Below are 23,874 nucleotides of genomic sequence, written 5' to 3'. Positions count from 1 at the left end.
TTTCAGCATTGTGGAAAAATTATACACAACAAGTCAAGTGGAGGCGACAACATGGAACAAGAACATAAAGGAATGGAACAGGCAAAATCGTTATGGCTGGCCGGCAGTCAGAAATATTCTTTCCCTGCTGTCAGTGAAGATCTCACAGCAGATGTGATCATTGTCGGCGGCGGTATTACCGGTATCGCTGCGGCGTTTGAAATGACAGAGCGAGGACTAGATGTGATCATCATTGATGCCGAACAATTGCTGCAAGGCACGACCGGACACACAACGGCTAAAATCACCTCACAGCATGATGTGTACTATTATGAGCTGATTCAACAAATTGGGATGCCAAAAGCACGTTTGTATGTAGAAGCAAATGAGAAAGCAAAAGACCTCATTCAAGCTCGTATCAAAGAGCACGACATTGATTGTCAGCTAGAGATAAAAGATGCTTACCTTTATACAAAAGAAGAAAGCGGTGTAAAAAAGTTAAAGAAGGAATTAGATGCCTACAAACAGCTTGGTATTGACCGGGAATGGAAAACAAAGCTTCCTTTTGACACTGACATTAAAGCAGCCCTTGCGATGACCAATCAGGCACAGTTTCATCCCCTTCATTATCTCAATGCGCTAATCGACAAGCTCCTAGAGCGAGGTGTACGTATCTTTGAACAAACAACCGCTGTTGATGTAAAAGAAGGGAACCGGCCTGCTGTCGTCACAAAAAGCGGACATCATCTGACAGGGCGCTATGTCATTTCATGCTCACACTTTCCTTTTTATGATGGAAAAGGACTTTATTTCACCCGAATTCATCCAGAGCAATCCTATGTCGTAGCAGCTAGAACAACCAAACCACTCCCAGACGGAATGTACCTAGGAATTGACCAGCCTGCTCACTCTTTAAGAACGGCAGAATGGCACGGTGAAGAAGTAGTCCTCATCGGAGGAGAAGGCCATAAAACAGGACAAGGCGGAGATGAATCCGCTCACTATGAAGGACTAGAAACGTTTGGAGATGCCACCCTTGGAATAGAAGAAGTGCTGTATCGCTGGTCGACACACGATATGGTCACAATGGATCAAATCCCTTACATTGGCCGCCTGACCAAAAACCACCAGAATATCTTTGTAGCAACCGGCTTTAGAAAATGGGGCATGACCACAAGCCACGTCGCAGCCACTCTTATCGGTGATTTAATTGAAGGAAAATCGAATCCATATGAATCAATCTTTACGCCATCAAGACCTGTTACTGACTCTTTCGTCAAAGATTTCGTTAAAGAAAATGCCAATGTCGCTGCCAAGCTGATCAGTGGTAAATTCAAACGAACTGATCAAACAATCGATGATTTAAAACCAGGCGAGGGCGGCATTATCTCGTATGAACATAAAAAGTGCGGCGCCTATAAATCAGAGGATGGGAATGTCTTTCTAGTCGATACAACGTGTACTCACCTAGGCTGTGAAGTGGCTTGGAATAATAGTGACCGCACTTGGGATTGCCCTTGTCACGGTTCACGTTTTTCCATTACTGGAGAAGTAGTAGAAGGCCCTGCTAAAAAACCACTAAAAAGGTCATATAAAGAACAGTGAAATTTCACTCGTCCCCCTTTAAAAAATCCAATATTATCCGATAAAAAACATAAAGTCTGATATTTTTGATGATTATGGGGGGACAAACACATTGTTATTTAAAAAAGAACCGAAAAGAAAAAACACTGCTTTTTTCACACAGCAGGATGATGGGATAAAACGAATCAACTTCTCGAACAATACGGACATCGCCAAACAAATCAAAATGATTGACCTGACGCAGCATGACCTATTGATATTAAAACAGCTCAATCCAATTGTTCAGAATGATATTGCACATATTGTTGATAAGTTTTATAAAAATTTAGAAGTCGAGTCTTCCTTGATGCATATCATTCAAGACAATAGTTCTGTCGATCGTTTGAAAAAAACACTCCGCATTCATATTAGTGAAATGTTTGCAGGTGTGATTGACGAAGCCTATGTGGCAAAACGCATTAAAATCGCGCAAGTTCATTTACGGATTGGGCTCCAGCCTAAATGGTACATGGCAGCATTCCAAGACCTTCTGCTATCCATTATGGATTTATTCGCTAACCATATCCAAGATTTCAAAGAATATCAGACAGCGGTCAAAGCGACGACGAAAATTTTAAATTTAGAGCAGCAGCTTGTCCTAGATACATTCCAAAATGAATATTCTAAAATTCGTGATGAAGCAGAAGAGCAGCAGCAGGAGCTTCATACAAAAATCACAGAGACTTCAAATTCACTTGCTTCGCTCTTCTCAAACACAACAAGTGCAGTCGACAAGCTTGTCTCAAAATCGGATGAGATGGCGGACATGTCACAAGCTGGAACACAAATTTCAGCCCAGGTCGAAGAAAAATCAATCGGCGGTAAAAAAGAATTAGAAATTCAGCAAACACAAATGAACCAAATTGATGGCAGCATGACAAAGATTGAAACAGAAATTAAACGCCTTGAAGAAATCGCCAAACAAATTGAACAAATCTTTGGGATTGTCACAGGCATTGCAGAGCAGACGAACTTGTTATCTTTAAATGCCTCAATCGAATCTGCACGAGCAGGTGAACACGGAAAAGGTTTTGCTGTCGTTGCAAACGAGGTACGCAAATTATCAGAGGACACCAAGAAAACGGTTTCAACTGTATCTGAACTTGTCAACAATACTAATTCACAAATCGCCATTGTTTCTCAGCACATTGCGGACGTGAATTTACTTGTGACAGACAGTAAAGAAAAAATGACACAAATCAATTCACTCTTTGATGATATCGTCAGCAGCATGAACTTAAGCAAAAACCAAAACGGAAAAATTGAAATTGACCTTCAGACCTTCCTAAACGAATTGAAGGAAGTCAAACAAACGGTGTCTCAAGTCGCAAGTTCTGTCGAATCCTTAACAAGCCTGACAAATCGCTAATACAGTCTTTTTTCTTCTGCTTTAGTATAATAGAAGAAAAGATAGAAAAGGCGGGATTTGATTGACAACAATTTGCCTAGTCAGACACGGGGAAACAGATTGGAATGCAGCGAAACGAATTCAAGGACGAACAGATATCCCTTTAAACGACACAGGGAAATGGCAGGCTGAACAAACTGGACTTTACTTAAAGGATGTCCATTGGGATGTTGTCATTTCCAGTCCACTAACAAGGGCAAAAGAAACGGCACACTTGATTTTAAATCATGTCCATGCCCCACTTGTCATCATGGATGATTTTATAGAACGAGATTATGGTGACGCTGAAGGCATGTCGTTTGAGGAGCGTCAAAAGCTGTTTCCAGATAAACAATATCCAAATATGGAACCAATTGAGACGATTCAAAACCGAATGCTAGAAGGTATTGAGAAAGTCAGAGCCGCCTATCCAGATCAACATGTCCTGATCGTGGCTCACGGCGCTGCTATCCATGCTTTACTCACCACTTTGGCTGATGAACATATGGGTTTACAGAACACGAGACTTGTTAATGCTTGCTTAAATTATGTGGAATGGTCAGATGGTAAATGGAAGGTCCGTGATTACAACGTGGTCAGCCATTTAACTCAATCCGCCCCTTCTTAAAGAGCCTGTTATCTTAGCAGGTTCTTTTTTATGGCAAAAACAATGATAAAATAATATTTTTTTATATCGAAATTCGAAATAGATGCTAGACGATTCTACCTATTTTATGGCTTTTCGGGTATCGAATATTTAACCGGAAATGGATCATGAGAAAAAAAGCACACTCCCTTTTTAATAGATCATCGCTGAAATGATAGAATAAACATATTTTACCACCAGTTCCAAGTGACTTAATTCCCCAATTTTCGCTAGGACTTTCACAAAAATTCGGGTCTACTCTTATTTGCCTACTTCCCTTAAACTGAATATACAGAATAATCAAACGGATCATTCTTATAGACTACGGATGATTATTCTGAAATAAGAAAAAGGGATGTGGAATGTGCGTGAAAAAGAAAAATGTGATGACAAGTGTTTTATTGGCTGTCCCTCTTCTGTTTTCAGCAGGGTTTGGAGGCTCTATGGCAAATGCCGAGAAGGTCTCCAAAACAGATAGTGAAAAAAGCTATATTGTTGGTTTTAAAGCCTCTGCCACCACAAACAGCTCTAAGAAACAAGCTGTCATTCAAAATGGTGGAAAACTAGAAAAACAATACCGCCTCATTAATGCTGCACAAGTGAAAATGTCCGAACAAGCCGCAAAAAAACTTGAACATGACCCTAGCATTGCTTACGTAGAAGAAGACCATAAAGCAGAAGCATATGCACAAACCGTCCCTTATGGAATCCCTCAAATCAAAGCTCCAGCTGTACACGCTCAAGGTTATAAAGGTGCTAATGTCAAAGTAGCTGTCCTTGATACTGGAATCCACGCTGCACACCCTGACTTAAATGTTGCAGGCGGTGCGAGCTTCGTCCCTTCAGAGCCAAATGCCACCCAAGACTTTCAATCACATGGAACTCACGTAGCTGGAACCATTGCTGCCCTTGATAACACAATTGGTGTTCTTGGGGTCGCTCCAAGCGCTTCCCTATATGCTGTGAAAGTATTAGACCGCAATGGCGACGGACAATACAGCTGGATTATTAGCGGTATTGAATGGGCTGTAGCCAATAACATGGATGTCATCAATATGAGTTTAGGCGGAGCAAGCGGTTCAACAGCACTTAAAAATGCCGTTGATACAGCAAACAGCCGCGGAGTCGTTGTTGTTGCCGCCGCAGGTAATTCAGGCTCTAGTGGCTCTAGAAGTACAGTTGGCTATCCAGCCAAATACGAGTCTACAATTGCTGTTGCCAATGTAAACAGTAACAATGTCAGAAACTCATCTTCTAGCGCAGGTCCTGAATTAGATGTTTCTGCACCTGGTACTTCTATTTTAAGTACAGTGCCAAGCAGTGGATACACTTCTTATACTGGAACATCTATGGCGTCTCCTCATGTAGCAGGAGCAGCAGCGCTTATTCTTTCTAAAAACCCGAACCTAACAAATTCACAGGTTCGCCAGCGCTTAGAAAATACAGCGACACCGCTTGGTGACTCATTCTATTATGGAAAAGGGTTAATCAACGTTCAAGCTGCTTCTAACTAACCAAGTGTGATAAAAAAATCCGGCTGATCCAGCCGGATTCAGCGCGTAAACAAAACCTCGCATTCGGTGTCAATCCTGTGTGCCGGTGCTCACGAATGCTCAATTCGCTCCGCTCCGGTACTCGTCCTTCCTAGACTTCAAAGGTTTTCTATCACGCTGAAAAGAAGACAAAGAGCTAAAATCAAGATCATTTTAGCCCTTTGTCAACAATCTAAATCCGGCTGATCCTGCCGGATTTTATTTATTACTGCTTTTTCGGCGTTTTCTCTTTTTCCGCCGCTTTTTCCATATCCATGATTCTCTCCATCATGGTTGGGTGTCCATAGCGGAAGATCTTCACTAAAAACGGTGGATTTACCTGGGACAGCCCTGATTTTGCAAGCTTTTGAAAAGACGTTACGCCTGCCTCCCCGTCTTTTGTCATGTTCACCGCATATTCGTCGGCTGCCCGTTCTTGATGCCTTGACACTGCATTTGTAAAAGGTGAAGCTGCAAATGACAGCATCGATACGATGATTAAAAGAATCGGAAGAGCAGCAATGTCGTGTGACACCTTGAGACGAAATGTGGCTGCGCCTTTTTGATAAAGATAAAAATAAAGACGATCGATCGCAAATAATCCGGCCAATGACAGCACTAAATATCCTGCTAATCCAATATAGACATGTTTCATAACGTAATGTCCCATTTCATGCGCCATGATAAATAAAATTTCTTGGTCTTTCAGCTTTTGCAGTGTTGTATCCCATAAGACAATACGCTTATTTTCACCAATTCCTGTGACATAAGCGTTCATCGTATTCGTTTTCTCAGACATATTGACCTCATATACATGATCTGCCGGAATATGCGCTTTGTCTGCCAGCGTTAATATTTTCTTCTCTAGAGCTTGATCCTTTAGTGGATAAAAATTGTTATATAACGGATCAATGACGACCGGCTGTATAAAGAAGAGAAACAGCGTAACTGGGACTGTTAAACACCACGCATACAGCCACCAGTGTTTTCTTCTCTTTTGAATCAGCCAAAAGAACACAATAGCACAAAGGGCAAGGAGCGGAAATTGAATCCAAAAATCCAGTGTTTGATCTTTCAACCAGCTTGCCGTACTTTGAGCAGATACTCCGTAGTGCAAAGACAGCTGATAGCCAATCCACTTAATTGGCAATGAAATGATCATTGTTAGAAGTGACAGCACAAACACATACACAAGTTTGCTTAAAAACTTGAAACGAGCTGCTGCCAGGCTCCAATCTGCTATTTTCCGTGAAAACCCTGAAATGAGCAAAAGGAAAAAGACATACCAATCTAATGGGATGGTTATGAAATACAGCAGATTCCGTATGTTCGAGAAATTCTCGCTGATCACAAGCTCATGACTTGTCATAAAGGTATGCGGATCTGCACTTGTCCCTTTTACACTTTCAGGTACCGATGAATCCCCCATTAGAAACAGATACGAATAAATAAAAAGACCGTACAATATGTATGCTACCGTTGCAAGAGCCATCCATTTACGTACTCGCACAGGTCAGCCTCCTTTCCATCCCTCTCTCTATTCTAGTCATGCATTTTTTCGTTTAGAACCTGTCTCATGTGGCTCCATCATAGCATGCCCCATCAGAAAAAGCTTTCGCGAAAAAAATGATTATGCGACTCAAAAATCGGAGAAGCTACATGTAAAACAGTAAGTTGGAGGATCAAAATGAAGAAAATCCTTGCAGGAGTTGTGATTTTTGGACTTTTATTAATCACCTTCTTTTATGTGTTCAGCCGGACGAGCGAAATCTTTGATGAGAATCGAGCTGAAAAATTGCTGCTCTCACCTGCGAATGAATCCATCTCTTATGAAATAGATGATAAGGACACAGTAGAAGATTTAATTGAAGAATTAAATAAAGGCAAACAAACAAGCAATCATCTGAAGAAAAATTTAAAAAAGCCCGATTATATTGCCAAGGTGATGTTCGGACGAACAAACGGCACCACCTTCCAGCTTTGGACCAACCGATCACAGGTCGTTTTTTTAGTTGATGGAACGTTTTATGAACTGAATCAAAAACAGTCGAATTCTTTTCAGAGACAGTTAAAAGAAGCCATTCAAAAGAGCTAAAATGATCTTTGAGAGAAAACTTTGAATTGCGAGGATTTGTCTACATGCGAAGGGAGTCTCTTCATCAGAGACCCCCTTTTTTTATTTACTTTCTTCTGCTTGATACTTTTCTCTTAGCGCTCTTCTTAAAATTTTACCTGTTGTGTTTTTAGGAATATCATCTATGAAATGGATCGTTTGGGGCTGCTTATATTTTGCTAAATAGCGTGAACAATGTGTGATGATGTCTTCTTGATTGATGTGAGCATGTTTCTTAGGGGAAATGTAACAGACGACTGCCTCTCCCGTGTTCGGATCTGGCACACCGATGACAACGGCTTCTGCTACAGCTTCATGTTGATAGAGTACTTCTTCTACTTCTCTTGGATAAACATTATAACCGCCAACAAGAATCATATCCTTTTTCCGATCGACAATATAAATATATCCTTCTTCATCTCTTCTCGCCAAATCGCCAGTATACAGCCAGCCGTCTCTTAGTGCAGCTTCTGTATCTTCTGGCATTTGATAATAGCCTTTCATGATGTTTGGCCCTTTTGCTATCAGCTCTCCGACTTCATTTGGACCGACTTCTTCTCCTAGTTCATTCACAATTTTATTCTTCACATTCATAATGTCAGTCCCGACAGAACCTGGTTTTCTTTTTCCGTCAAGAGGATTGAATGCAGTCACTGGAGATGCCTCTGATAGCCCATAGCCCTCAAGGACCGTAACACCGAATTTTTTCTCAAAGCCATGGAGTAAGGCAACAGGCATTGAGGCACCACCTGATATACAGATCCTCACGGATGACATCGCTTCCTCATGCCCCTCCTGGCGGTACAAATAGTTATACATGGTGGGCACTCCAACAAATAACGTTGGCTTCTCTTTTTCCATCATGCGCAAAAGCTCTGACGGGCTGAAATGCGGCAAGACATAAATCGTCGCACCATGAATCAACGGTGCATTCATACAGACTGTTAAACAAAATACATGGAACATTGGCAAAGCGGCAATAACCTTGTCCTTTTTATCAATCGATAAATACTCAGCGACATCTCTGGCATTTGAATAAAGGTTGAAATGAGTCAGCATGGCACCTTTTGGTTTTCCAGTCGTGCCAGATGTAAATAAAATAACAGCAGTATCATCTGGCTGAATGGAAGGATGTACGTTTTCATTCGCAGCACCTGACACAAGCTTTCCAAAGAAAACAAGTCGATCAGATACTTCCTTGAAGCTTGATCTGCACGCCGATTCATTTTCTGCACAAATAATGACTCTTTCAATCGACGGAAGCTGCTCATACACCTGCTCGTAAACTGGCAGAAGCTGTTCAGGCGCCACAATACCTTTCACATCGCCTGTGATGAGCATATATCCAATTTCACTAGGTGTATACGTTGGGTTAATAGGTACAACGACAAGCCCTGCCTTTAATGCGCCAAAAAAAGAAATGACAAAATGCGGTGAATTTCCTAAAATAAGCGCGATATGATCCCCAGCTTGAAACCCTTCGTTGACTAATCCATCTGCAAAACGCTCGATACTTGTCATCAGCTCTCGATAGGTCCACTTCTTTCCTTCAAAGATCAGTGCGATATTTTCTCCCTTCGTCATCGCCGTCTGCTGAAGATTTTTGATCAAATCCATTCTCCCACCCCTTACATGTCATCAATGAATGAATGACCATTCATTTTATGGCCGAACATTCCTCCTTTCTATTATAATAGACAATCGAAAAAATCCACAAGATCAAATGTAAATCGCTTTCATTTCCTTCAATCAAAAAAGCACTGCTATCTCTAGCCGTGCTTTCCCGCAATTAATAAATCAAATCAAGAAAATCCTCTTTTGATACGTTGCCGAAATAGTGGCGCATATCCATATCTTCTAAGACATCACTGATCGTTTTACGATCATATTGCTGTCCGATGAGCCGCTTCTCAATATCGGCAATATCCCCTACACCAAAGAAATCACCAAAGATTTTGCAATCCTGGATCATCCCTTTTTTCACTTCTAATCGCAAATCAATGGAGCCTGCAGGGAATCTCTTAGAATGCTGCAAATTAAATTTCGGTGAACGGCCGTAGTTCCATTCCCATTTTTGATAGCGATCTCTAGAAATTTCGTGAATCTTTTCCCAATCCTTTTCAGTCAGGCGATATTGAGGCACGTCCCCATTTGTATCAAAAATGTAGCTTAAAAGAATTTTTCTAAATTCTTCTGTTGTCATTTTTTGATCCATCAGTTCACTAATATTGGCAACCCTGCTTCTAATCGATTTGATGCCTTTTGATTCAATTTTTTCTTTTTTCACATTTAAAGCCGAAACGACATGTTCAATTTCTGAATCAAATAGAAGTGTGCCATGGCTGAAAATACGTCCTCTTGTTGCGAACTGGGCATTTCCAGAAATTTTACGTCCATCTGCCATGATGTCATTTCTGCCGCTCAATTCAGCTTTAACGCCCAGCTTTTCAAGCGCTTTGATGACTGGCTCTGTGAACTTTTTAAAGTTATGGAAGCTGTCTCCATCATCTTTTGTGATAAAGCTGAAGTTTAAGTTCCCTTTGTCATGGTAAACTGCACCACCGCCGGATAAGCGGCGCACGACTTTGATTCCGTTGTCTTCCACATACTTTGTGTTGATTTCTTCTATTGTATTTTGGTTCTTTCCGATAATGATCGACGGCTGATTAATGTAAAACAGCAAATACGTTTCTTCTGGATCTAAATATTTTAAGCAATATTCTTCAATTGCCAAATTAATCATTGGATCATAATGTTGTTCGTTATCGATAAACAGCATCTCTATCTTCCTTCCTTGTTCCATCTAAGCCCTGAATGGGCAAGCTGTATACTGCCAGTATATAACGCCTGTGCTTCATTGACTAGGTCTTTATGACGACCAAAATGGGGCAGATGGGTGATGATGAGTTCCCCAACATTTGCTTCCTTTGCAATCTTTCCTACTTCCGTACTGTTCATATGTCCAGCACCTGATCCATCTTGTCCAGCGTAAAAATTGCTTTCGGCAATGAGCAGATCTGCCCCCTTGCTAAATGGAATAAATGCCTCCTGATAGCTTGAGTCTGCTGTATACACGACCACAGCATCTTCTGCCTGAATTCTCATCGCATAGCATTCTGCTGGATGAACCGTTTTCAAAAAATCAATTTGAAAGGGTCCGAGTTGAATCCCTTCTTCCGGCTGATAAGGCTTTGCCTTTGTATGTACATCATCAGAAAGCCGTCCAAATGCTTCTTGATCACCAGTATGTCCATAGATCGGAAGCGGGCCGCTGCTTTTTCCTAAATGATATCCCACTAGCTTCGCATATTGGAGTGGTCCGATATCTGCAATATGATCGTGGTGATAATGAGAAAGGAGAACAGCATCTAGTTCTTCTATATCAATGTATTGCTGAAGCTTTGAAAGAACACCGCTTCCGCAGTCTACAAGAAGACGAAAGCCATTTGATTCAAAAAGGTAGCCTGATGTCGCTTCACCAGCTGCCGGAAACCCTCCATAGCATCCAATTATGGTTAATTTCATCGTCATTTTTCCCTCCTTTTCTAAAAATCCCCTTCTTACAATATACCCATTTTTCATGAAAAAAGCATTCTTCCTGCCTATTGTTACAAAACAGATTGACAATTATTAATCTGTTATAATACAATAATAGCAACAAAACGTATAGGAGGATGACAAATGCTAGGAAAAATCACAGAGTTTTTTAGAAATTTGCCCTCAAAAAAATGCACAAAATGTGGAAATGATTTAATGGAACAGCACGAGTGTTATGGTAATGAATGTGAGGAATGCTCACAAGTAAGTTATCTTAAATAAGGAAATAAATTGAATAAAAAAGCACTTTTTTCCTCCTTCGTCAGTTGGAGTCAAAAGTGCTTTTTATTTTTTCTGAAAAATAGGTAAAAAGGTAAAACCCCTGTCACAAAAGGGTTTTTTAGTATTTTCATATGATGAGTTTTAGTTCTGAAGACACTTTTTATTGACTAGAAGCAATGAAGGGGGTTCTAAATGTCTATTTTTTCTAACAATTTTGTATTTTCTTAATATAATTTTATCGTGGACGAACCTCTTTAATTTTAGTTATACTTTAATTCATATATTAAAACTTAATATGATGGGAATATTCCTTTAATGAATATGTTAGGGAGGAAATCTATGAAAAAATTAAAATTTGGATTGGCTACTCAAATCCTAATCGGTCTTATTCTCGGTGTCGTTGTTGGGGCAATCTTTTTCGGTAACCCAGGTGTCGAGACATACTTAAAACCAATTGGAGACTTCTTCTTAAGACTCATCAAGATGATTGTCATACCAATTGTCGTATCCAGCTTAATTTTAGGTGTTGCAGGTGCGGGTGATGGTAAAAAAGTAGGGAAACTAGGTTTTAGAACCATTCTTTATTTTGAAATTATCACAACATTTGCGATTGTCCTTGGTCTTGTCCTTGCAAACTTTGTACAACCTGGTGCAGGCGTTGACTTTGGACATGCAGAAAAACAAGATATTAGCCAGTATGTTGAAACGGAAAAAGAGCAAAGCAGCAAATCAGTTGCTGATACGTTCCTTCATATCGTTCCAACGAACTTCTTCCAATCATTGGCGGAAGGTGATTTGCTTGCGATTATTTTCTTCACTGTGCTATTTGCACTTGGCGTTTCAGCGATTGGGGAACGCGGTAAACCAGTGCTCGCCTTCTTCGAGGGTGTATCACATGCCATGTTCCATGTCGTCAATGTTGTGATGAAAGCTGCACCATTTGGTGTATTTGCACTCATTGGTGTGACCGTATCAAAATTTGGTCTTGAATCTCTTATTTCATTAGGTAAGCTTGTAGGTCTTGTTTATTTTGCGCTCGCTCTCTTCCTTATCGTTGTATTCGGAATTATCGGAAAGATGATTGGCGTCAATATTTTCAGATTTCTTGCTTACATGAAAGACGAAATGCTTCTTGCCTTTAGTACATCCAGCTCTGAAACAGTTTTACCAAGAGTCATGGATAAAATGGAGCGCATCGGATGTCCAAAAGGCATTGTTTCGTTCGTTATCCCAATCGGTTATACATTTAATCTGGACGGTTCCGTCTTGTATCAAGCCATTGCTGCGCTTTTCCTTGCACAGGTATATGGCATTGACCTTACGATCGTCCAGCAGCTTACACTAGTTCTTGTGCTGATGGTTACATCTAAAGGAATGGCTGCCGTTCCTGGTACTTCATTTGTTGTATTACTCGCGACATTAGGAACGATCGGTGTACCTGCTGAAGGTCTTGCATTTATTGCAGGTGTGGACCGTATCATGGATATGGCGCGGACAGTTGTAAACTTAACAGGAAATGCACTTGCAGCTGTTGTCATGTCTAAATGGGAAGGGCAGTATGACCCTGAAAAAGGACATCGTGTGATGACTGGACAAGAGGCACCTGAGCCAACACAGCTTTCAAGCTAATCAAAAAGAACCCCATCTATCAGGGGTTCTTTTTTTATGCTGTGATTAATGGTGATTGAACATAGTAGTAAAGGAGATCCGCTGTATGGATAAGTGAATCTTCATGTGTTCTTTCAAAAGCATGCGAGGAGTCTATACCAGGACCAATCAGTCCATGAATGATATCATGCCCTGCTCTAATGGCTGCTGATGCATCAGAGCCATAATAAGGGTAAATATCAAGGCGGTAATCAATGTTGTTCTCTTCTGCTAATGCAGCTAAATGCTTGCGTAATCCATAGTGATAAGGGCCACTCGAATCCTTTACACAAATCGATACACTATATTCATCTGTTGATTGACCGTCACCGATCGCACCCATATCTACAGCTAGATATTCCACTGTTTCTTCTGGAATATTCGAGTTGCCGCCGTAGCCAATCTCTTCATTATTGGAAATTAAGAAATGCGTCGTATGCGGCAATGTGATCTTTTCCTTTTGAATCCGGTGGATGAGACGCAAAAGCAGCGCAACACTTGCCTTATCATCAAGATGTCTTGATTTAATAAACCCTGAAGACGTCACTTCCACTCTCGGATCAAATGAAATAAAGTCCCCTACTTGAATGCCAAGTGCTTTGATATCGTCTGCATTTTTCACCTTTTCATCGAGACGAATCTCCATATTTTCTTGATTTCGTTTCGCTTTTCCAGCATCCGCATAGACGTGTACGGATGTTTGATGCATAAGAATGGTCCCTGTGTATGTATGGCCTGATGCTGTTTCAATTTCACAATATTCGCCTTCAATTGAGTTATATTGAAAGCCTCCAATGAGTGCAAGACGAAGCCGTCCATTTGATTTAATTTCCTTAACCATCGCACCGAGCGTATCAACATGCGCTGTCAGCATGCGGTGTTCTTTGTCATCTGTGCCTTTGATGGTGGCAATTAATCCGCCTTTTCGATTTCGTTTTGTCTCAATATTCAAATCTTGTAAAAAACGTTCAACAAAGCCGATCACTTTTTCTGTATTTCCTGATGGACTTGGAATTGATACGAGCTTTTGAATCAGCTGAACGGTTTCGTTTACTTCAGTTGTCATTCGGCATTTCCTCCTTTGTCTGAAAAGCAATTCCTTCCATGTATGCCTTTTTCAGCATCTCTTCTTAAAATATATCGCTTCAGGTTCGAGATGTCTAATTTCAAATGAAAAATCCTTCCTCTATAAAGAGAAAGGATTCATAGATTAAGCTTCGTCCTGTTTCATTTTTCTTACGTTCCAAGCAAAGTATGCTGTTGTTGCTGCCATCATGATGATCGCAACTGTTCCAAGGATCGCTGCTTGGTGCCATAAATAGCTGTCATCACCGCTTGCAATAATCGTTCTAAATCCGTTGATGGTATACGTCATTGGAAGCAGACTATGAATGACTTGGAAGAATTTCGGCACAAGCTCAAGCGGGAATGTACCAGCACTTGCTGCGAGCTGAAGAACCAAGATAATAACGGCAATGAAGCGTCCTGGATTCCCCATAGTCGTCGCCAGCAGCTGAATGATCGCTAAGAATGTCAGACTGACGATAATCGCAAAGAGATAGAAGCGCCAGAGGCTTTCCACCTCAAGACCAAGCCCAAAGATGAGCATGGAGCTTGCAATAACTGCTTGCAGGATACCGACAAAGAGAAGCACACTATATTTACTGAAAAACCATTCAAACGCGTTTCTAGGGCGTCCAGCAGGGTCTTTCATTGGGAATACAACGGTGAGCATGAGAGCCCCTACAAAGAGTCCCATCGATAAAATATAAGGTGTGAGCCCTGTACCATAATTATCGATCTTTTTCGCTGTATCATTTTCTGTTTTCACGGGACTCGCAATCATATTGTAATTGTCTTGACCCGCATCAATTTCTCCTGTTTCATCAGCGGCACTTTTTAATTTATCGGACAGCTTACCTGTACCGCTCTTTAAATCTCCCAATCCTTTATCGAGTGATTTTGAGCCTTCAGCAAGCTTAGATGTGTTGCTTTGGATATTCGTTGAACCACTTTCCAGCTTATTTAACGCTGCACTCAGCTGGCTTGAACCATTCGCAAGCTTATCTGCACCGCTTTTCGCTGTATTCAGCTTTCCATTTGCTGTTTGCAGACCATCTTGTAATTGGCCTTGACCTGTTTGAAGCTTAAGTGCACCTTGATACAATTTATTCGTTCCAGATGTCATTTGATCAATCGCATTTTGTATCGCGACTGTAGATGTGTACAGCTGTTCCGTTTTCTTTGGCAGCTGTTTGACTTGCTGCAGCTGAGCTTTTGCAGAAGCAACCGCAGATTGAACCTCACTTGCATCAGGCAGTTCCTGCAAGGCCGCTAAGCTTTGTTCAAGTCCAGACAGATCTGGCAGTTCGTTTTTAGGCAGACTGTCAAGCTGATCCATTGCCGCCTTTTTCTCTTCATCTGTCATTGAGCTGTTTTGGATGATGCTTTTTACTTTAGCATCTCGATTCGATAGCGCTTCTTTTAATGAAGCAAGTTTTGTACTAAACGTTTTTGCGTCTTTTTTCACCTGATCGAGTTTAGGCGCCATCTTTTCAAGATTCGCTAATTCTGGTGACGACAAGACTTTTTCTACTGCTTCAATTTTTTCTGAAAAAGATTGTGCTTTGTTGTTTAGCTGCTCAATACCCGCTGTGAATTGCGGCATTTTAGAAGCGAGCTGCTGATGACCTTCACGGCTTGTGTTTAACCCTTCAGTCAATGTATCAATTCCTGTGCCAAGCTCTCCAAATTTCTGATCGATGGTTTGATAGCCTGTTAAGAGCTGGCCAAGTCCGCTGTCAAGAGATTGTATCCCTGTGTTCAGTTCACCCATTTTACCAGCAAACTGATGAACACCTTCGCTATAGGTTAATGTTCCTTCAGCCAATTTTGCTAAATTGTCCTTTAACTTGTTACTGCCATCTTTTGCACTTTTTGTTCCGTCATCAATTTTCTTCGCACCATCGCTTGCTTGATCTAAACCTTTTGCAATCGTTTTGAAGTTATCAAAAATGACCTCTGCGTAATTTTTTGTGACTTCCTTTGAAACCGAATCTTTTAATTTGATAATGGCATTATTCGCAATTTGTGACGCCGCATAGTTGGCGCCTGGATTCGTATAATATTTCAGATTCGATTTTTTTGGATGTTTATCAAGGACTGTACTTGCATTTTTCGAGAAATCCTTTGGTATTTCCACGACGAGATAATAATCCTCATTATTTAATCCCTTCACTGCCTTTTCTTCACTATCGACAAAGTTCCATTTGAAATTATCGTTTTTCTTTAATTCCTTCACTAAATCATCGCCGACATGCAGTGTCTTCCCGTCATAATGACTGCCTTCATCCAAGTTGACAACCGCTACAGGCAACTGATCGACTGTACCATATGGATCCCAGTACGCTTTTAAAAATACACCGCTGTAAATCAGCGGAATAAATAAGACAGCTAAAATCGGGATCAGTAGTTTTTTGCTCGTCACAATGTCTTTCCATTGATTCCGAATTAAATTCATTGCTGTTTTCCTCCCATAGATGAATGACTAAATTTAGAATTTGGTCATTTGAACTTAAAAAAAATTATGGTGCTACTAAAAGTCCTTTGAGAACATAAAGTTCCAGCGACTCGGCCACCTCTTCTTTTGTTAAAGGCTCGTATCGCTTTTCCCAATCAAAAATAAGTGCAATATATAGTTTCACCATCACAAATGCAGTCAATTCAGGATCACATGGCTTAATGTCGCCTTTATCAATCGCTTCTTTTACTTTCGTTTTGATATAGCGAATGATCATTTGCTCCATCTTCTCAATCATTTCCTTGACCGCTGACGTGCCAAGCTCCGCACTTTCCTGAAAGATTTTGATTGTGAGCTGGTGGTTTTTTCGAAATTCCAATATTGCAAAGAGTGCTAAGTGAAGGTTTTCAGAGAAACTTTTTTCCTCATCCATTGCTTCATCCGCAATTTTCCTCATCTCCATTAAAAGGGATGTGAAAATTTCATCGAACAGCTCTTCTTTGTTTTTGAAAAAGGTATAAATGGTTCCTTTTCCGACGTTGGCAAGCTTCGCCACGAGGTCCATTGTGGTGGCTTTATACCCGAATTGAGTAAATGCCTTCGTAGCCCCGTCTAAAATCATTTGTCTCCTATCAACACTCATGATTTTCACTCCCAAAATGACTATTTGAACGTTTTGGTCATTAAGTACAGAAAGTAATATACCATATCCTTTTCTCCAGATGCAACAACTTTGTTCACTTTTATGATTCACAACTCTTTTTGAATTATTCGAGCATGAAAAACTCCCTTTCCTTGATAGAAAAGGGAGTTTGTTTTATGAAAATAGATAAGATACAGCCTCTGAAATGGCAGCTTTTCCTTGATCAATACAATCAGGGATTCCGACACCTTCAAAAGCAGCACCTGTGATATAAACACCAGGATATGATTGCTTAAACGTTTCTCGCATGTTCGAAATGGCTTTTTGATGACCGACGTGATATTGCGGCATGCTCGTCTTCCAGCGAGTCACTGTCGTCAGTTCTGGATCTGCTTTAATATCCATGATTTTTTTCAAATCCTCCAGCACGATGCTGACGATTTGATGGTCTGACTGTTCGACAATTGATTCGTCGCCAGCCTTCCCTACATAAGCACGCAATAATGTTTTTCCTTTAGGAGCTGTATGCGGCCATTTTTTGTTCGTCCATGTACAAGCTGTAATAGAGAAATCACTGTTTCTTGAGATGACAAAACCAGTACCGTCATATTCATTATGAACATCCTCTTCTTTAAAACCGAGTGCAACCGTTGCAACAGAAGTAGATGTCATATCATGCAAGTACTCAAGCCCCGCTTCTTTTGGAAACATGGAATAGATCGATTGATGCGGAGTTGTCACAATGGCTGAATCAGCAAAAAGCGTTTGACCGCTGTCTAACTGCACACCGTAGCCCCCATCTGTTTTTTCAATCTGCTTCACTTTTGTCCCTTTATAAATCGTTGTCAGCTTGAGCTTGCTTTCTACTGCTTCAACAAGCGCTTGAAGTCCTTGATTGATCGTTTGGAACTGCCCTTGTTTTTTCGCTGTCACTTGCTGCGCTTTCGCATGCTGCTGTGATTTTTTCATCCCAAGAATCAAACTGCGATGCTTTTGTTCTGTTTGATAAAACTGCGGGAAGGTGGACATTAAGCTGAGACGGTCAATGTCACCTGCATAAATGCCTGATAGAAGAGGTTCGATTAAATTCTCAACTACTTCATCACCGACACGTCTTCTAAAAAATTCACCGAGCGACTGATCTTCTGTTTGCTTGCTTTTTGGCAAGACGAAATCCATTGCGGCTCTCGCTTTTCCTGCAACTGAAAAAAGACCGGTTGTGATGAATGGGCTGATTTGAGTTGGAATACCCATGACAGCGCCTTTTGGCATCGGGTGAAGAGTTTCATTGACTAGTACATATGCCTGCCCTGTTTCATTATTGACGAGCTGATCTGCGAGACCCACATCCTTCGCCAGCTGCGGTCCACTGACCTTTCTTTCTAAAAATGAATCAGGTCCACGTTCAATGATGTAGCCGTCTTTATATAATGTTTGTATTTTTCCACCTAGCCTAGGGCTCGCTTCAATAAGAGATATTTGAATGGGAAGACCTTTTTCTTCGACTTCCTTTTCCAAATAGAAGGCGGCGGCTAAACCAGTGATGCCACCGCCAATGATGACAAGGTGTTTTTGATTGTCATGCATAGGATCGCCTTCTTTTATATAATTACTTGCTTTCGTCAAGCTTCTTTAATACGACAGTTGCGAGAGCATCAATAAATGCTGGTTTCGCATTTGGCATTTCTGGACGATAGTAGGCTGCACCGATTTCATCTGTCACGACTTTACATTCATAATCGTTGTCGTATAACACTTCAAGATGGTCAGCGACAAATCCAACAGGCACATATACGAACGTTTTATAGCCTTTTTGTTCGAATAGGTCACGTGTTAAGTCTTGAACGTCTGGTCCAAGCCATGGATCAGGCGTGTTGCCTTCACTTTGCCAGCCTATTTCATAATGTTCAATTCCTGCACCTTCTGCAATCATTTTGGCAGATTGTGCGAGCTGATCAGGATATGGATCTCCTGCTGCAATAATCTTTTCAGGAAGGCTGTGTGCAGACACAATGAGTACGGCTGATTCTCTTTCCTCTTCACTCATTGATGCATACGTATCCTTCACTTGTTTCACCCAATAGTCCACAAACTTCGGCTCATCGTACCAGCTTTCCACAGACGTAATCTTCAGATTGCCAAGCTTGTCTGCCTCATCTTGTGCACGCTTGTTATACGATTTCACGCTAAAGGTTGAAAAATGCGGCGCAAGAACAATACTCACTGCTTCTGTGATGCCGTCCTTGTGCATCTCTGCAACTGCATCCTCAATGAACGGCTCAATATGCTTTAAGCCAATGTAGACATGAAATTCAATGTCGTCTTGGATGTCGTTCAAATGATCACACAAACCATTTGCCTGCTGTTCGGTAATTTTTGATAAAGGAGAAATACCGCCGATTGCCTTGTAGCGATCCTTCAAATCTTGCAGCATCTCTGGCTCCGGCTTTCTGCCTCTGCGGATATGTGTATAATAACGCTCAATATCTTCTTCTTTATATGGGGTGCCATATGCCATGACAAGAAGTCCCATTTTCTTTTTCTCCACAACCAACACTCCTTCAGATCATTTGAAATAGTTTAGATGGATGATTTTTTATGTTTCGCTGAATAATCGTGAATAAAATCTGTCAGCTTCTTTAACGTATCTGGTGAAACATCTGGAAATACCCCATGACCTAAGTTAAAGATAAAGTGATCTGATTTCATTCCTTGATCTAAAATAGCTTTTGCTCTCTCTTCAATGACTTCCCAAGGAGCAAGTAAAATGGTTGGATCAAGGTTCCCCTGTAACGTTTTTGTGAGCCCTTCTTTTCTTGCTTCGTCTACACTCATACGCCAATCCAGTCCAACCACATCAAGCGGCAGGTCATGCCAGTCTTTCGCTAAATGGCTTGCTCCAACTCCATACATGATCATTGGGACGTTTTCAGACTTCAGCTCTGTGAAAATTCGCTGCATGACAGGCTTAATGAATGTCCGGTAATCTGCTGCATTTAAAGCACCAACCCATGAGTCGAAAATTTGAAATGCACTGACCCCGGCTTTTACCTGCGCGCGTATGTACGTAATCGTCATATCAGCTAACTTGTTCATAAGCAGCATCCACGCCTCAGGATCACTGTACATCAGTGCCTTTGTTTTATGATAATTTTTAGATGGGCCGCCTTCAATCATATAGCTTGCCATCGTAAATGGTGCGCCAGCAAAACCGATAAGCGGAACATTCAGCTGCTCCTTCGTTAAAAGCTGAATGGTATCAAGCACATATGGCAGGTCTTCTTCAGGATGAAGTTCCCCAAGACGTTCGATATCTGCTTTAGATCGAATCGGTGCATCAATCACAGGTCCAATTCCATTTTTAATTTCTACGTCCACTCCAATAGCCGGAAGCGGGGTCATAATATCTTTATATAAAATAGCGGCATCTACACCATATTGTTCTACAGGAAGTCTCGTTACATAAGCACATAGCTCTGGCTGATGCGTAATTTCAAATAGCCCGTATTTTTCTTTAAGGGCACGATATTCAGGCTGTGAGCGTCCTGCCTGTCTCATATACCAAACTGGTACATGGTCTGTTTTTTCCCCTTTACACGCCTTTAAGAACGTGTCATTAAAAACCTTCGTTTTTCCCATTACCTTTCATTCCACCTTTCGCCTTATACTCTCTTTTTGTACAAGGCTCAAACCTGCTTTTACTATACCGTTTTTTCAAGGCACGGTATACTAAAGCGGCTCAATGTTCAAAAAATCGCCGAATATTAACGTCCAAAAGCCTCTGGCTTGACATATGGACTGCCTTCGCCTTCTTCTTGCGTTTGAGTATTATATGGAACAACCTTATACTCTGCATTTGAAAATACATTGGCATACGGCATTGTATAGCTGCCCACGCCTGTCACTGTGTCGATCAGCGTCTCGCTTCCATTTCTCTTTTCATAGATACGGTATTCAACGCGTTTATCCTCTTGATTGTCCCAATACAGCTCTAATGTAAACAATCCTTTGATTTTAAACGCATAGCGGGCTTCAAATCCTGTAAGTCCCTCTAAATGGATAGGCGACTCGAGCTCTTTTATCCCCTCTGGTTTTTCAAACGTTTCATTGGTGATTTGAGCTGCTGTTAAAATATCTTTAAACAGCTGTACAGGGTATTGACTGCCCCCAGTTAAATAGTGGCTGTTATCGGTTTTGTCATACCCCATCCAAATTGCACCCGTTGTACTAGGCGTATAGCCGGCAAACCAAGCATCTTTTGTTGCACCTTTCACACCTGAATATGTGGTCGTACCTGTTTTACCTGCTAAATCTCCAGCGTATGAACCGCTCTGGGCTGTCCCGCCCTTGACGACTTGCTGGAGCATTCTTGTCATATTCCAAGCATTCTGCACACTAAATACTCGTTCTTGCTGACTACGATTCTTTTCTACAGTTTCTCCTTCATCATTGGTGATTTTTTGAATAAAGAAAGGCTTTTTATATACGCCTTCATTTGCAAAAGTATGAAAGGCTCCAGCGATTTGTAATGGAGAAACTCCTTTCTCTAAACCGCCAAGCGCAATAGCTAAGCCTTTATCCGAGATATCTATCCCCATTTTCTCGAGATATGATTTCGACATATCAATGCCCAGCTGGCTTAATGTCCACACAGCAGCGGTATTTTTACTTTTCATGAGGGCTTCCACCATTGTGACCCTGCCTTCATACTGCCCATCGTAATTCTTAGGTGAATAGCCGTCATAGCTTTTTTCTTTGTCTTCAAGCAGTGAATAAGGTCTGAATTTTTTCTCCTGCATTGCCGGACCGTAGACTGCGATCGGCTTAAAAACAGATCCCGGCTGCCTAACAGCTGTCACCCTGTTGTAGCCTCTTGCCTGATATTCTCGTCCACCGATGGCTGCTTTCACTCCACCAGACTCGTTATCAATGAATACGGCGCTGCCTTCCGGAGAACCGCTTTTTCCCGGGAAATAACGGTTGTTCTTCATCGCATCATAAGCGGTTTTTTGCAGATTCATATCAATCGGAACTGTAATGGTATAGCCGCCTTGAAGCAATTGTTCATGCGAAATGGCATACTCTGATTCTGCTTCTTTAATAATGAGATCAACATAGCTGTCCACCCAAGGCGTTTCTGATTTCTTTTTTAAATGAATGCCTAGTGTTCTCCCTTTTGCTTCTACTGTTTCTGTTGAAGACAAATATCCTTGTTCGTTCATTAAATTCAGGATGGTGTCCCGCCTCTGTTTATTTTTATCAGGGTGTAAAACAGGCGAGTAAGAAGATGGTGCCTTTGGCATCGCAGCGAGTGTGGCACCTTCGCTGACCGTTAAATCTTTCACATCCTTACTAAAATAATAATTGGCTGCTGCCTGAATACCATAAACACCATGGCCAAAGTAAAGCTGATTCAAATACATCTCTAGCAGCTTATCCTTTGAATAATCTCTCTCTAAATTAATGGCAATAATGACTTCTTTCGTTTTTCGAAGAAAGGTTTTGTCATTTGTGAGAAAAATATTTTTTGCGAGCTGCTGGGTAATTGTACTGCCGCCCTCTACCTTCCCTCCTGCTAATATATCTCGATAAACCGCCCTTGAAATAGACTGTGCATCAATTCCGTGATGCTCATAAAAACGCTTGTCCTCGACAGCCACAAAAGCTTTTGCTACTTTATCAGGCACCTCTTTTAATGACACAGGGTCCCGATTTTCTGAATACATGCTTGTGAGTTCTTTTCCATTCTGATCAATGATTTTGGAGGAAGCATGAAAAACAAGCTTCTTTTCATCTATGACATAATGTCCTAAAAATAAAATCGTCAGATAGCCAATGAATGAGAGTACGATTGTACTTCCTGCAATGACTAATGGAATGATTATCTTCTTTTTCTTCAAATTAGGTCACCTCATTCCTTTATACGGATAGTATGGGATGTATTGCTTCATAATATGTTTTATGGATTGACTGCCAAAGAATTATATATCATTCTTTTGTTATACTATCAAGCAGGAGGCGGTTTAGATGAATTTCTATATTACATATGGAACAGCAGATTTTTTGCATAAAATCGCAAAGAAACACCATCTGGAAAATCTGCTTTATATGGTCGGAAAAGAACAAGCAGCTCTTTTTCATGAAACGGAGGGTGAGACTGTATTTAAAGCCCCTCATGCCTATGATGTGATTTATGCGAAAGGCGAGCTTGTCCAATCTGGTTTCGTCACCTTGAATCATATCCCTGTTAAGCTTGAAAGCAGAGCACTGTTTGAATCCACCTTTCAGAAAAAAACGAACATCTCAGAACATCAGCGCGGCTTCCAGGCTATTCGCGTTTTAAGACCTAAAAAAGATGAAGAAGTTTATTTGATTTTGACACTTTGGGAATCAGAGGACTTATTTCAAGACTTTCAAGAATCAGAAGCATTCTTTCAGCCACACGAGGATACAGGCTCCATTTTCTCTCGTCCAGCTTACCTCACATCCTACCATGCCGTCACAGACAATTAAGGAAGTGCTGCTCTCAGCACTTCTTTTTTTCATTAAAAAAAGCCCAGTCGCCTGGGCTCTTCATTTTATGAACTTGATTTCAGCTCGTACCGATGAATGATCGGCTGAAGCACATAGAAATTCAGCAATATCCACCCTAATAAGACCGGCCACTTCAACATAGGTGAAGCACCTTTCAATTGAATCAGCAGCACCAATAGTGGAATCAAGCAGATCATAAAAAAACTCATTTTTGAGACAAAGGTTTCTTTGATTTGATGCCGGCAGCTTGGACACATCATCATTTTCGTATGTGATAAATGAAATTTTTCGACGAAAGAAAATGTTTTTGAACAATTTGGACAGCTTCCCAACGCTACTCCTCCCTTTCCCTGCTTCATATCAACTTCGACTTTTATGTAAAATGACCTTTTGATACTGACCACGAAATCCTCTTCTGTTGAAAGATTCTA

Annotated in this window: 20 protein-coding genes; 8 read left to right on the top strand and 12 right to left on the bottom strand. The window is 41.0% G+C overall.

Features of this window, described 5'->3' with window-relative positions; all coding sequences use genetic code 11:
• Positions 1 to 51: 51 nt before the first annotated feature.
• The 4 genes from MHH61_RS14075 to MHH61_RS14060 all read left to right on the top strand — a co-directional run bounded on the left by MHH61_RS14075 (position 52) and on the right by MHH61_RS14060 (position 5,149).
• The gene (locus MHH61_RS14075; protein WP_125587309.1) at positions 52 to 1,584 is read left to right on the top strand and encodes an FAD-dependent oxidoreductase; all 1,533 of its coding nucleotides are present in this window, start codon (positions 52 to 54) and stop codon (positions 1,582 to 1,584) included.
• A gap of 91 nt (positions 1,585 to 1,675) precedes the next feature.
• A complete protein-coding gene (locus tag MHH61_RS14070; RefSeq protein WP_048238411.1) occupies positions 1,676 to 2,971 on the top strand; it encodes a globin-coupled sensor protein in 1,296 nt (431 codons plus the stop codon).
• Between the two features lie 61 nt (positions 2,972 to 3,032).
• Entirely contained in the window at positions 3,033 to 3,617 is a 585-nt protein-coding gene (locus tag MHH61_RS14065) for a histidine phosphatase family protein (protein ID WP_024426547.1), read from the top strand.
• Between the two features lie 380 nt (positions 3,618 to 3,997).
• Complete coding sequence (locus tag MHH61_RS14060; protein ID WP_125587310.1) at positions 3,998 to 5,149, top strand: serine alkaline protease SapB; 1,152 nt, start codon at positions 3,998 to 4,000, stop codon at positions 5,147 to 5,149.
• A 244-nt stretch (positions 5,150 to 5,393) separates the two neighbouring features.
• Here the strand turns inward: MHH61_RS14060 and MHH61_RS14055 are convergent, their stop codons facing one another.
• The gene (locus MHH61_RS14055) at positions 5,394 to 6,659 is read right to left on the bottom strand and encodes a M48 family metallopeptidase (RefSeq protein WP_211484865.1); all 1,266 of its coding nucleotides are present in this window, start codon (positions 6,657 to 6,659) and stop codon (positions 5,394 to 5,396) included.
• A gap of 195 nt (positions 6,660 to 6,854) precedes the next feature.
• Here MHH61_RS14055 and MHH61_RS14050 point away from each other — a divergent pair, with 195 nt between their 5' ends.
• Positions 6,855 to 7,262, top strand: a complete 408-nt coding sequence (locus MHH61_RS14050; RefSeq protein WP_024426550.1) for a hypothetical protein — start codon at positions 6,855 to 6,857, stop codon at positions 7,260 to 7,262.
• Between the two features lie 81 nt (positions 7,263 to 7,343).
• Here MHH61_RS14050 and MHH61_RS14045 read toward each other — a convergent pair whose 3' ends face one another.
• The 3 genes from MHH61_RS14045 to MHH61_RS14035 all read right to left on the bottom strand — a co-directional run bounded on the left by MHH61_RS14045 (position 7,344) and on the right by MHH61_RS14035 (position 10,805).
• Entirely contained in the window at positions 7,344 to 8,897 is a 1,554-nt protein-coding gene (locus tag MHH61_RS14045; RefSeq protein WP_025093351.1) for a fatty acid--CoA ligase family protein, read from the bottom strand.
• A 172-nt stretch (positions 8,898 to 9,069) separates the two neighbouring features.
• Entirely contained in the window at positions 9,070 to 10,059 is a 990-nt protein-coding gene (locus MHH61_RS14040; protein WP_024425472.1) for a lipoate--protein ligase, read from the bottom strand.
• Positions 10,060 to 10,061: 2 nt separating this feature from the next.
• Positions 10,062 to 10,805 carry an MBL fold metallo-hydrolase gene (locus tag MHH61_RS14035; protein ID WP_024426552.1) on the bottom strand — a complete coding sequence of 248 codons (744 nt, stop codon included), beginning with the start codon at positions 10,803 to 10,805 and terminating at the stop codon, positions 10,062 to 10,064.
• A gap of 156 nt (positions 10,806 to 10,961) precedes the next feature.
• Between MHH61_RS14035 and yhfH the strand changes: the two genes are divergently transcribed.
• Together yhfH and MHH61_RS14025 are read left to right on the top strand one after the other, a co-directional pair.
• Positions 10,962 to 11,099 (top strand): protein YhfH, encoded by a 138-nt coding sequence (gene yhfH / locus MHH61_RS14030; RefSeq protein WP_008359029.1) that lies wholly within the window; start codon positions 10,962 to 10,964, stop codon positions 11,097 to 11,099.
• Positions 11,100 to 11,438: 339 nt separating this feature from the next.
• On the top strand, positions 11,439 to 12,728 hold the full coding sequence (locus MHH61_RS14025; RefSeq protein ID WP_024425470.1) for a cation:dicarboxylase symporter family transporter: 1,290 nt from the start codon (positions 11,439 to 11,441) through the stop codon (positions 12,726 to 12,728).
• A gap of 34 nt (positions 12,729 to 12,762) precedes the next feature.
• Here the strand turns inward: MHH61_RS14025 and MHH61_RS14020 are convergent, their stop codons facing one another.
• The 7 genes from MHH61_RS14020 to MHH61_RS13990 form a co-directional block, all read right to left on the bottom strand.
• On the bottom strand, positions 12,763 to 13,812 hold the full coding sequence (locus MHH61_RS14020; RefSeq protein ID WP_025093349.1) for a M42 family metallopeptidase: 1,050 nt from the start codon (positions 13,810 to 13,812) through the stop codon (positions 12,763 to 12,765).
• 144 nt (positions 13,813 to 13,956) lie between these two features.
• The gene (locus MHH61_RS14015; RefSeq protein WP_125587312.1) at positions 13,957 to 16,266 is read right to left on the bottom strand and encodes a YhgE/Pip domain-containing protein; all 2,310 of its coding nucleotides are present in this window, start codon (positions 16,264 to 16,266) and stop codon (positions 13,957 to 13,959) included.
• Positions 16,267 to 16,330: 64 nt separating this feature from the next.
• Positions 16,331 to 16,909 carry a TetR/AcrR family transcriptional regulator gene (locus MHH61_RS14010; RefSeq protein ID WP_169510857.1) on the bottom strand — a complete coding sequence of 193 codons (579 nt, stop codon included), beginning with the start codon at positions 16,907 to 16,909 and terminating at the stop codon, positions 16,331 to 16,333.
• A 174-nt stretch (positions 16,910 to 17,083) separates the two neighbouring features.
• Positions 17,084 to 18,496 (bottom strand): protoporphyrinogen oxidase, encoded by a 1,413-nt coding sequence (hemY, locus tag MHH61_RS14005; protein ID WP_044333704.1) that lies wholly within the window; start codon positions 18,494 to 18,496, stop codon positions 17,084 to 17,086.
• Positions 18,497 to 18,518: 22 nt separating this feature from the next.
• Entirely contained in the window at positions 18,519 to 19,457 is a 939-nt protein-coding gene (hemH, locus tag MHH61_RS14000) for a ferrochelatase (RefSeq protein WP_024426557.1), read from the bottom strand.
• 32 nt (positions 19,458 to 19,489) lie between these two features.
• Positions 19,490 to 20,548: a uroporphyrinogen decarboxylase gene (gene hemE, locus MHH61_RS13995; protein ID WP_041117026.1), complete on the bottom strand. Its 1,059-nt coding sequence runs from the start codon at positions 20,546 to 20,548 to the stop codon at positions 19,490 to 19,492.
• A 125-nt stretch (positions 20,549 to 20,673) separates the two neighbouring features.
• Positions 20,674 to 22,809 carry a transglycosylase domain-containing protein gene (locus tag MHH61_RS13990; RefSeq protein ID WP_125587313.1) on the bottom strand — a complete coding sequence of 712 codons (2,136 nt, stop codon included), beginning with the start codon at positions 22,807 to 22,809 and terminating at the stop codon, positions 20,674 to 20,676.
• A gap of 127 nt (positions 22,810 to 22,936) precedes the next feature.
• Between MHH61_RS13990 and MHH61_RS13985 the strand changes: the two genes are divergently transcribed.
• Positions 22,937 to 23,422, top strand: a complete 486-nt coding sequence (locus MHH61_RS13985; RefSeq protein ID WP_024426559.1) for an antibiotic biosynthesis monooxygenase — start codon at positions 22,937 to 22,939, stop codon at positions 23,420 to 23,422.
• A gap of 65 nt (positions 23,423 to 23,487) precedes the next feature.
• On the opposite strand, the gene MHH61_RS13980 is transcribed toward MHH61_RS13985, so the two are convergent.
• The gene (locus MHH61_RS13980; protein WP_225315487.1) at positions 23,488 to 23,775 is read right to left on the bottom strand and encodes a hypothetical protein; all 288 of its coding nucleotides are present in this window, start codon (positions 23,773 to 23,775) and stop codon (positions 23,488 to 23,490) included.
• Positions 23,776 to 23,874 lie beyond the last annotated feature (99 nt).

It is taken from the genome of Bacillus sp. FSL K6-3154, assembly GCF_040869395.1.
In the GTDB taxonomy this organism is placed as follows: Bacteria; Bacillota; Bacilli; order Bacillales; family Bacillaceae; genus Bacillus; species Bacillus safensis.
The sequence above is the reverse complement of the archived record's forward strand: the minus strand, read 5'-3'. Positions and strand labels throughout refer to the sequence as shown.